The 13,800-nt window shown below is 63.9% G+C and carries 10 protein-coding genes; 3 read left to right on the top strand and 7 right to left on the bottom strand.

The window, feature by feature from the left end:
* Positions 1-4: 4 nt before the first annotated feature.
* Together HUN39_RS10465 and HUN39_RS10470 are read right to left on the bottom strand one after the other, a co-directional pair.
* Positions 5-712, bottom strand: a complete 708-nt coding sequence (locus HUN39_RS10465; protein WP_175094455.1) for a ribonuclease T2 family protein — start codon at positions 710-712, stop codon at positions 5-7.
* 27 nt (positions 713-739) lie between these two features.
* A complete protein-coding gene (locus HUN39_RS10470) occupies positions 740-1,216 on the bottom strand; it encodes a hypothetical protein (RefSeq protein ID WP_175094456.1) in 477 nt (158 codons plus the stop codon).
* Positions 1,217-1,353: 137 nt separating this feature from the next.
* On the opposite strand from HUN39_RS10470, the gene HUN39_RS10475 reads away from it, so the two are divergent.
* Both HUN39_RS10475 and HUN39_RS10480 read left to right on the top strand, forming a co-directional pair.
* Positions 1,354-2,670, top strand: a complete 1,317-nt coding sequence (locus tag HUN39_RS10475; RefSeq protein ID WP_175094457.1) for an SGNH/GDSL hydrolase family protein — start codon at positions 1,354-1,356, stop codon at positions 2,668-2,670.
* 82 nt (positions 2,671-2,752) lie between these two features.
* Positions 2,753-3,481: a L,D-transpeptidase gene (locus HUN39_RS10480; RefSeq protein ID WP_175094458.1), complete on the top strand. Its 729-nt coding sequence runs from the start codon at positions 2,753-2,755 to the stop codon at positions 3,479-3,481.
* Between the two features lie 55 nt (positions 3,482-3,536).
* Here HUN39_RS10480 and HUN39_RS10485 read toward each other — a convergent pair whose 3' ends face one another.
* The 4 genes from HUN39_RS10485 to gltB form a co-directional block, all read right to left on the bottom strand.
* Positions 3,537-3,746: a hypothetical protein gene (locus HUN39_RS10485; protein ID WP_123176412.1), complete on the bottom strand. Its 210-nt coding sequence runs from the start codon at positions 3,744-3,746 to the stop codon at positions 3,537-3,539.
* Between the two features lie 6 nt (positions 3,747-3,752).
* Positions 3,753-5,171, bottom strand: a complete 1,419-nt coding sequence (locus HUN39_RS10490; protein ID WP_175094505.1) for a glutamate synthase subunit beta — start codon at positions 5,169-5,171, stop codon at positions 3,753-3,755.
* Positions 5,172-5,371: 200 nt separating this feature from the next.
* Positions 5,372-6,577 (bottom strand): GGDEF domain-containing protein, encoded by a 1,206-nt coding sequence (locus HUN39_RS10495; protein ID WP_175094459.1) that lies wholly within the window; start codon positions 6,575-6,577, stop codon positions 5,372-5,374.
* A gap of 131 nt (positions 6,578-6,708) precedes the next feature.
* Positions 6,709-11,403 carry a glutamate synthase large subunit gene (gene gltB / locus HUN39_RS10500; protein ID WP_175094460.1) on the bottom strand — a complete coding sequence of 1,565 codons (4,695 nt, stop codon included), beginning with the start codon at positions 11,401-11,403 and terminating at the stop codon, positions 6,709-6,711.
* A gap of 449 nt (positions 11,404-11,852) precedes the next feature.
* On the opposite strand from gltB, the gene HUN39_RS10505 reads away from it, so the two are divergent.
* The gene (locus HUN39_RS10505; protein ID WP_175094461.1) at positions 11,853-13,271 is read left to right on the top strand and encodes a hypothetical protein; all 1,419 of its coding nucleotides are present in this window, start codon (positions 11,853-11,855) and stop codon (positions 13,269-13,271) included.
* 59 nt (positions 13,272-13,330) lie between these two features.
* Here the strand turns inward: HUN39_RS10505 and HUN39_RS10510 are convergent, their stop codons facing one another.
* Positions 13,331-13,795, bottom strand: coding sequence for an Hsp20 family protein (locus tag HUN39_RS10510; RefSeq protein ID WP_124738506.1), 465 nt, complete (start codon positions 13,793-13,795; stop codon positions 13,331-13,333).
* Between the last annotated feature and the right edge of the window lie 5 nt (positions 13,796-13,800).

A 13,800-nucleotide genomic window follows, 5' to 3' on the forward strand; every position in this document is an offset into this window, starting at 1 on the left:
TGCGCTACAGCGGCGCGGGCGCGCTGATTTCTCGAACGTGGCAACCGCGCTGCGCAACGGCAGGACAGGCGCGAAACTCGCGCAGGTCCTTGGACAGGCAGATGCGCACGCCGTCCATAACGCCCCGCCGGCACGACACCGCCATCATGCCGGGCCGCAACCGTGGATTGGCTTCGTAGAAGGCGCGCTCGACGTCGATCGGCGTAAAGGTCTGGTCCCGCATGGGTTTGACGAAAAGCGCCGGGATGGCCACGGCGGCGTGGGCGCGCGCCACATCGGCGAAATAGTCGCTCGGGCTTTTGCCGCTGCAGACTCCATGCTTGCGCCACTCGTAGCGCGCCAGCCGCTCGTCGGGAAACAAGCCCGCCGCTTTTTCGATCGCGACGCGCGATGGAGAGCGCGCGCCCGGACATTCGCTCGTGACGCCGCTTTCATATTGCGGCCAGAGCCCGTGAACGACGAAGCCGAGTCCCTTTCCCGGCTCGCATTGGTCGCGCGCGCCCGCGACGCTTTCGCAGAAGCCGGGCGACCAGCTGAGCGCCAGCACGTAAAAGTCGAAATCGCGCGCCGCGCCGGCCCGCGAGGCCGCGCGATTCGCGCAGTCCTCCGCCGAGCAGTCGCCTTCTTTCGCGATAGCGCCCAAAAATCCGCCCGACGCCACCGCGCCGACCAGTAACGCCCATGCGGCGCAACGAACGAAAACTCTTCTCATTTCAAACAACTCTGCAAATAGGACGAGCTAAGGTCCGGCGGCTCGACAATTAGGACTGAAGGCATGATTACGGTCCAGCCCGACGACGCACCATGTCACGCCAGGTCCCGCGCCGATGAAGCCCAAGGATTCTCCGATATTATAGACGACCTCGCGTCTCACGCCGTCGTTAAAAAGCGCCAATGCGCGACAATAGCGACGGGGAATATAGCTCAGGCCGTTGTTGCGGGCGCCGATGTCCTCGACGCCGTCAAAGGCCACAATGACCAGAGGCGAATTCCAGAACCAGGCTTCTCTTGCAGCAAAACCCTTGACGACTTCGTTGAGAATCGTCGGATCGATGCAATAGGGCGTCAGTCCTGAGTAAGGCAGAATTCGAAATTCCGCCGGCGGGTTTTCCTCGCGCGCAGGCTGGGCGGCCGCCGTGGCCGCGGCAAGCGCGAAAAGCGCGGTCGCGGCGGCTCGCGTCCAAACTCCGCTAGACCCCCGGTTGCGGCGCCGCATCTCGCTTCTCCTGAATCCCGCCCAGTTGCTGACGATTGACGCCAAAACCGCTCCCTGCGTCAAGGCTATGCGCCACACATTAAGCGAAGAATCGCAGCAAGGATGCCAAGGCGTTCGGGACGCGCTATAATGGCTTCATGTCTAGGAACGTTCAGACCCTGCGCCGCGTAATGGCGCTCTTCCTTGGCGCATTGTTGACGAGCGCGACGCCCGGCGCGTCCTTCGCGCAGGACCCCTTTACGGAATTCTTTGGCGGCATCTTTGGCGGCCATCCGCAGCATGGCTGGGGGCCTCGCGGCGAGCCGAGGGTGCGACGGATTATGCCGCACCGCGAGAATCGCGCCCCGACATACTGGCACGGCCAGACGGATAATCCGCGACGCGCGGCGAAGCGTACGGACGGCGCCACCACGGACCAGTCTCAGAACACGACCGTCACCCAGCCGACGTTCTTTGTCGCGACGATCGGCGACACTCTGGGACTGCTTCTCGCAAACGGACTGAAAGACGGGTTCTCGGATCGCCCAGACGTCGCCATCCTTCGAAAAGGCCGGGAAAGCAGCGGTCTTGTGCGCGAAGACTTCTACGATTGGCCCAAGGCGGCGAAAGAGATCGCCGCCGACCCGCAGAAGATCAATGTCGCCGTCGTCATGCTCGGCAGCAATGACCGTCAAGCGATCCAGCAGGGTCAAGAGTCAATCGAGCCGCTGTCGCCGCGATGGCGCGAAATCTACGCAGCGCGGGTCGACGCGGTGATTGCGGCTTTCAAGGAAAAGAATATTCCGGTCATTTGGGTCGGTCTGCCGGTCATGAAGAACGAGCGCCTGTCCGCCGACATGGCGCAGCTCAATGAGATCTTTAAGGCGCGCGCGGCCCACGCCAATATTCCCTATGTCGATCTCTGGGAGGCGATGACCGACGAACATGGGCAGTACAGCGCTTTCGGGCCGGACATCAACGGCCAGATCGTCAAGCTGCGCTCCGCGGACGGCGTGCACTTCACCGAAGCCGGCGCGCGCAGCGTCGCCCATTTCGTCGAAGGCGAGCTCAAGAAATATTACGACGCCTCTCGCCAGCAGGCTCCGGTCGCTGACGCGCCGGCGACATCCCAACCTGACGCGCCGGGCGCGACTCCGTCACAGCAGCCAATAGCGGCGACCCCGGCGGACGGTCAGCCGATCGTATTCCGCTCGCCTGTCGGCGGGCCGTCGGCGGCGCCGAGCCTGCCCGAACGACCTGCCGTTGGGCCGACGCAGCAACTGACGGGCGCCGGAGCGGCGACAGAGCTCGCCAGGCGAACCCCGGCCGGCAAAGCGGCGACCGACGCAGGCACGCCCGCGCAGGCGCTCGCGCGACATGTTTTCATCGAGGGCGGGGACCAGAATCCACGCAGCAACCGCGCCGACGACTACAGCTGGCGCCCGGCGGCAAACGCACCTTCTCAGCCGCGCTAACGATTTGTGCGTTGGCGCACGGAACGCTTTTCGGTGGTTCTGCATTCTCTCTGCACGACAGAGAAATTGTGGAGCCGCCGTCATGTCCCGCCGTCAATTCAACGCCAGCCGCTTTCTGAAGGTCGCCGCCGTCGCCGCGTTCGCGGGACTTTCGTCTTCCGCCGTCAACGCTCAGGAAAGCTCCTTCATGGCGCTGTTTGATCCGTCGGCGGGCGCGCAGGAAATGACCGCGTCCTACGATGACGCCCGCGAGCAGCAAGCCTATTACGGCGGCCAGGATCAGGAGGCTCATTACGCCGCGCAGGACCCGCAGGCTTATTACGGAGATCAAGAAGACGCGCGGCTCGCGCGCGAATATCCGACCACGACGCGCGAGATCGTGCAGGATCCGACCAATGAGCGTCCTGGCACCATCACCGTCGATACGAACAACCGCTATCTCTATCTGTCGCTGCCGAACGGACAGGCCGTGCGCTACGGCGTCGGCGTCGGCCGCCAGGGCTTCACCTGGAAAGGCCGGACGCATATCGGCCGCAAGGAAGCCTGGCCGGATTGGACGCCACCGGCGGCGATGTTGAAGCGCCGTCCCGATCTGCCGCGCCATATGGTTGGCGGCGAGGACAACCCGCTGGGCGCGCGCGCGATGTATCTTTTCTCGGGCAATCGCGACACGATGTTCCGCATCCACGGCTCGAACGAGCCCTGGACGATCGGACAGGCGGTCTCGTCGGGCTGCATCCGCATGCTGAACAACGACGTGACCGATCTGTTCAGCCGCGTGAAGGTGGGCGCCACGGTCGTCGTGCTGTAAGCCGGCTCTCTGTCAAACGAAAGGCCCCGATTGCCGGGGCCTTTTTATTTTGCGCCTATTCGAGCGAGCAACTGAACACGAGATTGGTGAGCGCCGAAAAGATCACTTGAGTGGCGACCCAAAAGCCGATCAGAGACCAGGCGAGCTTGTATTTCTCGCGGCCATAAAAGAAGGCCCCTACGAGCGGCACGATGAGAAAGTAAAATTGCCAGGGTGTGCTGACGAAGGTGTCACAATACCAGAGATTTAGCTTTTCACTGACCATTTACTCTCACCTTGGCAGATTGGTTTCGCCCATCAGGAATTCGTCCACCGAGTGGGCGCATTGGCGTCCCTCGCGAATGGCCCAGACGACGAGCGATTGTCCGCGCCGCATGTCTCCGCAGGCGAAGATCTTCTCGCGAGACGCCCGATAGGCGCGCGTGTCCGCCGCGACATTGCCGCGCGAATCGAGATCGACCCCGAGCGTTTCGAGCAAGCCTTCCCGCACCGGCGACACAAAGCCCATCGCAAGCAGCACCAGATCGGCCTTAAGCTTGAAGTCGCTTCCGGGCTCCTCCTGCATTTTTCCGTCGACGCGCACGCAGCGCAGCGCCTTCACCGCGCCTTCGGCGCCTTCGAATTCGCGCGTCAGCACCGAAAATTCGCGCGACGAACCCTCGTCGTGAGAGGAGGAGGTGCGCAGCTTCAGCGGCCAATCGGGCCACGTCAGCAGCTTATTCTCCTTCTCGGGGGGAAGCGGCATGATTTCGAGCTGGGTGACCGAAAGCGCCCCCTGGCGCACCGAGGTGCCGATGCAGTCCGAGCCGGTGTCGCCGCCGCCGATGACCACGACATGTTTGCCGGTGGCCAGGATCGGCTCGTTGGTTGAGAGCGGCTCGCCCGAGACCCGGCGATTTTGCTGCGGCAGAAAATCCATGGCGAAGTGAACCCCGCGCAATTCGCGGCCCGGGATCGACAAATCGCGCGGCTGTTCGGCGCCGCCGGCGAGGACAACGGCGTCATGGCCTGCGACCAGATCGGCGGCGGTGAGATCGACGCCGACATGAACGCCGCAGTGAAACACCGCCCCTTCCGCCTCCATCTGCTGAACCCGACGGTCGATGAGATGCTTCTCCATCTTGAAGTCGGGAATGCCGTAGCGCAGCAGGCCGCCGGCCTTGGCTTGCTTTTCGTAGACATGCACGTCATGGCCGGCGCGCGCGAGCTGCTGCGCCGCCGCAAGTCCCGCCGGCCCGGAGCCGACCACGGCGATCTTCTTGCCTGTTTTGCGCTTGGGCGGCTCGGGAACGACCCAGCCCTGCTCGAATCCGCGGTCGATGATCGCGCATTCGACGGTCTTGATGGTGACCGGCTGGTCCTGGAGATTCAGCGTGCACGAGGCTTCGCAGGGCGCCGGACAGACGCGGCCGGTGAACTCCGGGAAGTTGTTGGTGGAATGGAGATTGACGAGCGCGCGCCGCCACTCGCCGTGGTAGACGAGGTCGTTCCAATCTGGAATCTGATTGTTGACCGGGCAGCCATTGTGGCAAAACGGAATGCCGCAATCCATGCAGCGCGAGGCCTGGCTGCGCGTGGTCTCGTCCGACAACGGAATGACGAATTCGCGATAATGGCGAATGCGGTCTGCCGCCGGCTTATATTTGCGGTCATGCCGGTCGATCTCGAGAAACCCGGTCACCTTACCCATCTTGTCGCGCACCTCTCGCGCCGCGCGTCGCGGCGGCAACGGCAATTCTCATCGGCGGCGGCAGTCTCGCGTGGAAAAGCCAATTCGCTTTCCCGAGCGCCCTGAGCTGTCGCAATCTTGGATGTTTTCTAAACGCTTTCGAGGGGTCGCCGTCAAGCCGCGAAGCTTCCGCGTCATGAGCTGACGGTCGCCAGCATCCACTATTGAGTGCTGGGGCGCATGCCGCGCGCCGCCGACGCGATGCGGCGAGACTGATCCTCCTTAACGAGGGTGTGCAGCAATTTCACCTGCCGCTGAGCCTTCGCCTCATAAAGCGCTTCATCAGCCACCGCGAGAAGCGCCTCCGCGTCTGCGCCATGTTCCGTCACCAGAGCTATGCCGACGCTTACGCCGATCGTCGCGTGAACACCGTCGCCGAGGTCATAAGGCGCCGAAATGGAATTCGTCAGCCGGTGACTCAGCTCCGCCGCCTGCTCGCTCGTCAAATTCTTGGCGAGCACCACGAATTCGTCGCCGCCAATCCGCGCCGCCACGTCGGTCGCGCGCAAGGACTGGCGGAGGCGCTCCGCGACCAATTTGAGCAGCCTGTCTCCGGCGGCGTGTCCGTACGTGTCGTTGACGGCTTTGAAGTTGTCGAGATCAAGAAAAAGGACAGCCAATTCGCCGCCCTGTATCGGCGCGCTTTTCATGTTCGCGTCAACCGCGGCGGCGAGCCCGACGCGGTTCGACAGGCCGGTGAGCGCGTCATGCTTGGCGCGATGGTCGTTAACGCGTTCGGCCTTCATCGTCGCAATAAGCATTTTATTCAGGCTGTAGGCGGCGGCGATCATGGCGGCGAGATAGAGGGGCACCTGCAGAAACACGAGATAAAGCAACGGCTCGCCAGAGAGGGCGGCGCCCGGCAGGAACGGGCCGAGGCTCGTCAGGATCATCGCGCCAGCGAGACGCGGCGCGCCAAAATTACGAAATCCGATGCCGCCGACCATGGCGGACCCAGAGAGACAAGCGAGCGTCGCGGCAATCCAGTCGCCGCTCGCGAGGCTTATAAAGGCGCCGTAGCCGACGCCGCTACTCCAGAAAAGCTGAAGCAGGAGATAAACATCGGTCGGCGTCTGGCGATGCTCGAGAGCGGCGCGCCGCGAGACTCTCAGGACGATCAGGCGCACGGCGCCGAGCACGATTTCAAAGACGAACCAAGCGACGAAAGGGAACGTCTGTTCGCGCGCGGCAATCGCTCCCGCCACGACAATGGTATTGATGACGCCGCCAAAGAAGACTGGCAGGGTTCCGAACAACCCGCCAATCAACGCCACCTGGATGTCGCGAGTCGCGCCATGCCCAGGGTTCACGAGCCAGCGCATCGCGGGCCAGCGCGGCAAGCTGTAAACTCTAGAGTCGTCTCGCATCAGGCTTCCTGGCCGCCGTCAAGGAAAAACCGCCGAGTTTAAATCAGGTTAGCCCGACTCCCTCTCTTTAACAATCGCTTCTGACAAAGGCAAAGGCTACGCCCAAGCATTCCGCTCATCCGTCGCCCAGGTCACTCGCCCGCAGCTTTCAGCTGTTGCGGCTGCTTTTTGCGCGCGTTGAGTTCGTTGAGCGCGCGCCGATACTCGACCGGCATCACCTTACGGAACTTGCCTACGTAATTTGGCCAATCCGCCAGAATGTCGCGCGCCCGCGTCGAGCCGGTGTAGCGCAGGTGATTGGCGATCAGCTGCCGAAGCCGCTCGGCGTCGAAGCGCGTCATGTCGCTCATCACGTCGACGCGGCCATGGCCTTCCAGATCGCCGGACTGGTGATAGGTCTCGGTCATGACGGCCTCCTCGTCGCGCACCGGCTCGAGGTCGACCATCGCGAGATTGCAACGCGTCGAGAACGCGTCGTCCTCGTCGAGGACATAGGCGATGCCGCCCGACATGCCGGCCGCGAAGTTGCGGCCGGTCTGCCCAAGAACCACCACGACGCCGCCCGTCATATATTCGCAGCCGTGATCGCCAACGCCCTCGACGACGGCGAGCGCGCCCGAATTTCTCACCCCGAAGCGTTCGCCGGCGACGCCCCGGAAATAGCATTCGCCGGCAATGGCGCCATAGAGAACGGTGTTGCCGACAATGATCGAATTCGAGGGGTCGATCTGCCCGGCGTCGCGCGAGGGATAGATGATCAGCTTGCCGCCCGAGAGGCCCTTGCCCACATAGTCGTTGGCTTCGCCTTCCAGACGCAGCGTCACGCCGCGCGCGACAAACGCCCCAAAGCTCTGGCCCGCGGTGCCTGTCGCGCGAATGTCGATCGTGTCCTCGGGCAGTCCCGCATGGCCGTAGATGCGGGCGACCTCGCCGGAGAGCATCGCGCCCGTGGCGCGATCGACGTTGCGGATCTGCGTTTCGATGGAAACCTTCGCGCCGCGATCGAGCGCCGCGCGCGCCTCAGCGATGAGCTTGTTGTCGAGGACTTTATCCAGGCCGTGATCCTGCGTCTTGCTGTGACGGATCGCTCCGCCTTCTCCCTGCGGCTTGAAGAACAGCTTGGAGAAATCGAGACCGCGCGCCTTCCAATGCGCAATCGCCTTCTCCTTGTCGAGCATTTGCATCTGCCCGATCATTTCGTCGAAGCTGCGATAACCCATGGAGGCCATGAGTTCGCGCGCTTCTTCGGCGACGAAGAAGAAGAAGTTGATGACATGTTCCGGCAAGCCGACGAAGCGCTTGCGCAGAACGGGATCCTGAGTCGCGACGCCGACCGGGCACGTGTTGAGATGGCACTTGCGCATCATGATGCAGCCCGCCGCGATGAGCGGCGCCGTCGCGAAGCCGAACTCGTCGGCCCCAAGCAGCGCGCCGATCACGACGTCGCGGCCGGTGCGCAACCCGCCGTCGACCTGCACGGCGATGCGCGAACGCAGATTGTTCAGCACGAGCGTCTGGTGCGTTTCAGCGAGCCCGATCTCCCACGGCGAGCCCGCGTGCTTGATCGACGTCAGCGGCGAAGCGCCGGTGCCGCCCTCGAAGCCGGAGATCGTCACATGATCGGCGCGGCCCTTGGAGACGCCGGCGGCGACCGTGCCGACGCCAACTTCCGAAACGAGCTTCACCGACACGGCGGCGCGCGGATTGGCGTTCTTTAAGTCGAAGATGAGCTGCGCCAAATCCTCGATCGAATAGATGTCATGATGCGGCGGCGGCGAGATCAGGCCGACCCCAGGCGTCGAATGGCGCACCTTGGCGATGACCGCGTCGACCTTGTCGCCGGGCAGCTGGCCGCCTTCGCCGGGCTTTGCGCCCTGCGCCATCTTGATCTGAATCATGTCCGCGTTGACGAGATATTCCGTCGTCACGCCGAAGCGGCCGGACGCCACCTGCTTAATGGCGCTTCGCATCGAATCGCCGTTCGGCAGCGGCTTGAACCGATCCGCCTCTTCGCCGCCCTCGCCGGTGTTCGATCTGCCGCCGATGCGATTCATGGCGATGGCGAGCGTCGTATGCGCCTCGCGCGAGATGGAGCCAAACGACATGGCGCCCGTCGAAAAGCGCTTGACGATCTCGTTTGCCGACTCGACCTCGTCGAGCGGAATCGGCTTCCGACCGTCCTCCTCGGCTCCTTTGATGCGGAACAGCCCGCGCAGATTGAGAAGCTTCTCGTCCTGCTCATTCAGCAGCTTCGCGAAGGCGCGATATTTGTCTTGCGCATTGCCGCGCACCGCATGCTGCAGCAGCGACACGGTTTGTGGCGTCCAGCTGTGCGCTTCGCCTCTGATGCGGTAGGCGTAATCGCCGCCGACGTCGAGCGCCTCCTTGTAGACGGGCGCGTCGCTGAAGGCGAGGCGATGGCGACGCACGGTCTCGCGCGCGATCTCTTCGAGCCCGACGCCTTCGATGCGCGTCGTCGTGCCGGTGAAGAATTCGTCGATAAAGCTTTGCGCAAGGCCGACGGCGTCGAAGATCTGCGCGCCGCAATACGACTGATACGTGGAGATGCCCATCTTGGACATCACCTTGAGAATACCCTTGTCGACCGCCTTGATGAAGCGCTTGACGGCCGTCGGACCGTCGACGTCGGAGGGAAACTCCTCCGCGGAGGCGATGAGCGTTTCAAAGGCGAGATAGGGGTTGATCGCCTCGGCGCCGTAGCCCGCGAGACAACAGAAATGATGAACCTCGCGCGCCTCGCCGGTCTCGACGACGAGGCCGACGGAGGTGCGCAGCCCTCTGCGGATCAGATGATGATGCACCGCCGCGGTCGCGAGCAGCGCCGGAATCGGGATGCGGTCCGGCCCGACCATGCGGTCCGAGAGAATAATGATGTTGTAGCGGCCGGTGACCGCCTCCTCGGCGCGTTGACATAGCCGCTTGATCGCGGCTTGCATGCCTTCGGCGCCCTTTGCGGCGTCGTAAGTGACGTCGATCGTCTTGGTGTCGAAACTATCCTCGACCGTGCCGATCCAGCGGATCTTTTCGAGATCCTCGCTCGTCAAGATCGGCTGGCGCACTTCGAGGCGCTTCTTGTTCGCCGAGCCTTCGTGGTCGAGAATGTTGGGCCGCGGACCGATGAAGGACACGAGGCTCATGACCAGCTCTTCGCGGATCGGATCGATCGGCGGATTGGTCACCTGCGCGAAGTTCTGCTTGAAATAGGTGTAGAGCAGCTTCTCCTTGTCGGAGAGAGGCGACACGGGCGTGTCCGTGCCCATCGAGCCAATCGCCTCCTGGCCTGTGACGGCCATTGGGAAAAGCAAAAGATCGAGGTCTTCCTGCGTGTAGCCGAAGGCCTGCTGACGGTCGAGCATCGACACGTCCCATCGCGCGGGACGCGTATCGACGGGCTTTAGATCCTCGAGCTGAATTTGCGTGCGCGCCAGCCACTCCTTGTAGGGGTGAGAGTTCGACAGCTCCTTCTTGATCTCGTCGTCGGAAATGATGCGTCCCTGCTCCAGATCGACAAGCAGCATCTTGCCGGGCTGGAGACGCCACTTGGTAATGATCTTCTCTTCGGAAATCGGCAACACGCCCATTTCTGAAGCCATGACGACGAGACCGTCGTCGGTGACGAGATAGCGCGCAGGCCGCAGCCCGTTCCGGTCGAGCGTCGCGCCAATCTGGAGCCCGTCGGTGAAGGCCATGGCGGCCGGACCGTCCCACGGCTCCATGAGCGCCGCGTGATGCTCATAGAAAGCCTTGCGGTCGGCATCCATCAGCGGATTGCCGGCCCAGGCTTCCGGAATTAGCATCATCACCGCATGCGCGAGCGAATAGCCGCCGCGCACGAGGAATTCGAGCGCATTGTCGAAGCAGGCGGTGTCGGACTGGCCCTCATAGGAGATCGGCCATAGCTTGCTGATCTCGTCGCCAAACAGCGGCGAGGAGACCGACGCCTGGCGCGCCGCCATCCAGTTCAGATTGCCGCGCAGCGTGTTGATTTCGCCGTTATGCGCGACGAAGCGATAGGGATGCGCAAGCCGCCAGGAGGGGAAGGTGTTCGTCGCGAAGCGCTGATGCACGAGCGCCAGCGCCGAGATAAAACGCTCGTCCTTGAGATCGAGGAAATATTCGCCGAGCTGCGAGACGAGCACCATGCCCTTGTAGACGATGGTGCGCGAGGAGACCGAGACGGCGTAAAACTCCCGTCCGCCATTGCCGAGCCGGTAAATTTCGTTCGAGGCCGCCTTGCGCGCAAGATAGATGCGCCGCTCAAAGATGTCTGCGTCAGCGACGTTCGGCCCCCGCCCGATGAAGATCTGCGCGTGGTGCGGCTCGACGGCCTTCACCGCCTCGCCGAGATCGCTCGAGTCGACGGGCAGATCGCGCCAGCCAAGAGCGACGAGCCCCTCTTCTTCGACCGACTTTTCGATGATGGCGCGCGCGCGCGCGCGCGTTTCGGGATCTCGCGGCAGGAAAAACTGCCCGATGGCGTAATCGCCGGCGGCAGGAAGCTCGATGCCGAGCTTCGCGCACTCCGCCTTGAAGAACTCATGGGGGATCTGAAGCAGGATGCCGCAGCCGTCGCCGAGCTTGGGATCAGCGCCGACGGCGCCGCGGTGATCGAGATTGAGCAATATCTGCAAGCCCATCTCGACGATAGCGTGCGACTTCTCGTTGCGCATGTTGGCGACGAAGCCCACTCCGCAGGAATCATGCTCCTTGGCGGGATCATAAAGCCCTTGCGCCTGCGGAAGAGCGGGGTCGCGGCCGAGCGGCTGCGGTCCGGCTTCAGCGAAGTGCTCGGCGGGTTTCGTCATTTCGGCGTCTCCTCGACAGGACCGCGCGCCTTTTCCTGCGCCCCTCCCGCCCGCTCATCGAACCATAAAACTGTCGTAGGCGTGACCTAAATCGTCGCAGCCCGACTCTCGCATTCCCGTAACGCAGGTTTCGCAACGTCGATTGCGAATCTCTCGCGTCCTCGTCTCACGTTCGGGCGCAAGGCAAGGGACGCGCCACTTTTGCGAGCCCTCTCATTTACGTTGGCCGGGGCGCGTGTCGAGCGACGACCATGAAAATGAAACAGAGCTTCCAAAAGCGAGCGCCGCTTTAAGGTCAGCAACGCTGACATATCTGCGGGCTAAATTACTGCCAGATTTGCGCTGAAGTGACAAGCAATCGCTTGGGCTTTGGGCGCTTGGCGGTCCAATGCTCGCCGCAATGTTGTCAGAGCATCCGCGCGGCCGAGAGGGCTTATAGGGAAGAAACAATGCGGTCATTCAATGGGAAAGCGGTTTTGCCGTTCGTGTTGGCGCTGGCGGCAAGCGCCGCCGTTCCGCAGCACGCCTTCGCGCAGTTTTTCTTTCGGCCGTTCGCCAACATCTTCCGCACTCGAATTCCCGACGAGGGTCGGCCGGCCTTCGCCTCCCGTCCCGCCGTCGCTTCGATCCTCGGGCGCACCGGCTTTCAATTGGTCGGACCGCTCGGTCGCCGAGGCGATCAGATCGTCGCCACCGGCGTCAGTCGCCGCGAGGGCGAGATGCGCTTTATCATCGACCCCTACGAGGGCCGTATTTTGCGCGCGGTGAGACTTGGACCTCCGCCGATGTATGATCGGGGACCACGCTATGGCGGCGATTACGGTCCCTCCGGCGGCGATGCTTATGGCGCGCCCCCGTCGACCGGCGCAGCTCCATACCCGCCCCCGGGCGCCGGCAGTCCCGGGGCGGTCGGCCCGGCTGCGGATCGCAGACGCCAGCAGCCCGGCGGCGCAGCTTTGGCGGATAAGGCGCCAAATAGCGCCAGCCAACAGCGCGCTCGGGCGGCGCAGAAAACCGCGGTGCCGAAGAGTTCGCGCGCAATCGCCCCGACGACGAAGCCCATAGCGCCCCCCGGGGCGCCGATTGCGATCGCGCCGGCCGCCTCCCCTGCTCCGGCGCCGTCCGCGGCTACGCCGATCGAGCCCAAGACCGCGCCGGCCGCCCTGTCGCCGGAGCCCAAGCCGAACGCTCAGAGCGCCAAGACGGCGCCCGCGCCGAGCACGGAGCAGAAAGGGCCCGATTTAACGGCGACGACAGCCGATAAGACCGCTGGCGACAAGCCGGGCGCCTCTTCGGCTCCGTCAGAACTGAAGTCGAATGAAGCCAGCGCCCCCGCGCCGTCGCAAGCGTCCCAGGCGCCGCAGCCAAACACGGAAAGCTCAACTAAGCCGGAGCCGACCTCTGCTGAACAGGCGCCGGACTCTGGCGCGACTCCGCCGCCGGCGCAGGCCGCAAAGGAAACGCCCGCCGATAAGCCGGCGGCGGATTCAACTTCGATGCAGACGAACGCCGAGCCCGCCAGCACACCGCCGCAAGCGCAAGCGACGCAGCAGTCGCCGCAAAGCCCTGAAAGCGCCCCCACATCGCCGGCGCCGGTCTCGGCTGATCATGCGCCAAGCGCTGCTCCAGCGGAGCAGATCGCCGATAAGCCCGCCGCTCCGTCGCAAAGCGTGTCCACGCCTGCGAAGCGCGCAGCGGCCGCCCGCGCCGCCGGAGGCTCCTCGCGCCGCGCGATCGTCCCGCCATCAGGCGCGAGCGGCACGACTGTCGTGACCCCGACGGCGTCGACGCCGCCGGCCTCCGCCCCGATGGGTTCAGCGACGGCGAAGACGCCCGAGGACGCCGCAAAGCCGAAGACCGGCGGATAGCAAGAGAGGCGCCCGAAAGGGGCGCCTCTGGCATTTTCTTCGAACGTTCCGCCGTTACTTTACGCAGCCTTGGACTCGACGATCGTCGCGGACGGCGTCGTCACGCCGATGTCGATGCGGCGTGGCTTCTGCGCCTCCGGAATCTCGCGGACGAGGTCGACGTGCAGCAAGCCGTTGACGAGGCTGGCGCCGGTTACGACCACATGGTCGGCAAGCTGGAACCGACGCTCAAAGGCCCGCGCGGCGATGCCCTGATGCAGGACCGCGCGGCCGTCGGAAGGCTGCGCCGGCTCTTTCGAGCCTTTGACGGACAGCGTGTTTTCCTTGGTCTCGACGGACAGTTCCTCGCGCGAGAAGCCCGCGACCGCGAGGGTCACGCGATAGGCGTTCTCGCCCGTGCGCTCGATATTGTATGGCGGGTAGCTTTGGGACGTCTCGAAGCCGCTGGCCTGATCGAGCAGGTTGAACAGACGGTCGAAGCCGACGGTCTGACGGTACAGCGGAGAGAGATCGAACTGACGCATGACAT

The sequence above is a fragment of the Methylocystis silviterrae genome, assembly GCF_013350005.1.
Taxonomy (GTDB): Bacteria; Pseudomonadota; Alphaproteobacteria; order Rhizobiales; family Beijerinckiaceae; genus Methylocystis; species Methylocystis silviterrae.

Coding starts and splice junctions, on each gene's coding strand:
- HUN39_RS10505 (WP_175094461.1), top strand. CDS start 11,853: ATGCGGTCATTCAATGGGAAAGCGGTTTTGCCGTTCGTGTTGGCGCTG.
- HUN39_RS10470 (WP_175094456.1), bottom strand. CDS start 1,216: ATGCGGCGCCGCAACCGGGGGTCTAGCGGAGTTTGGACGCGAGCCGCC.
- HUN39_RS10475 (WP_175094457.1), top strand. CDS start 1,354: ATGTCTAGGAACGTTCAGACCCTGCGCCGCGTAATGGCGCTCTTCCTT.
- gltB (WP_175094460.1), bottom strand. CDS start 11,403: ATGACGAAACCCGCCGAGCACTTCGCTGAAGCCGGACCGCAGCCGCTC.
- HUN39_RS10510 (WP_124738506.1), bottom strand. CDS start 13,795: ATGCGTCAGTTCGATCTCTCTCCGCTGTACCGTCAGACCGTCGGCTTC.
- HUN39_RS10465 (WP_175094455.1), bottom strand. CDS start 712: ATGAGAAGAGTTTTCGTTCGTTGCGCCGCATGGGCGTTACTGGTCGGC.
- HUN39_RS10485 (WP_123176412.1), bottom strand. CDS start 3,746: ATGGTCAGTGAAAAGCTAAATCTCTGGTATTGTGACACCTTCGTCAGC.
- HUN39_RS10495 (WP_175094459.1), bottom strand. CDS start 6,577: ATGCGAGACGACTCTAGAGTTTACAGCTTGCCGCGCTGGCCCGCGATG.
- HUN39_RS10490 (WP_175094505.1), bottom strand. CDS start 5,171: ATGGGTAAGGTGACCGGGTTTCTCGAGATCGACCGGCATGACCGCAAA.
- HUN39_RS10480 (WP_175094458.1), top strand. CDS start 2,753: ATGTCCCGCCGTCAATTCAACGCCAGCCGCTTTCTGAAGGTCGCCGCC.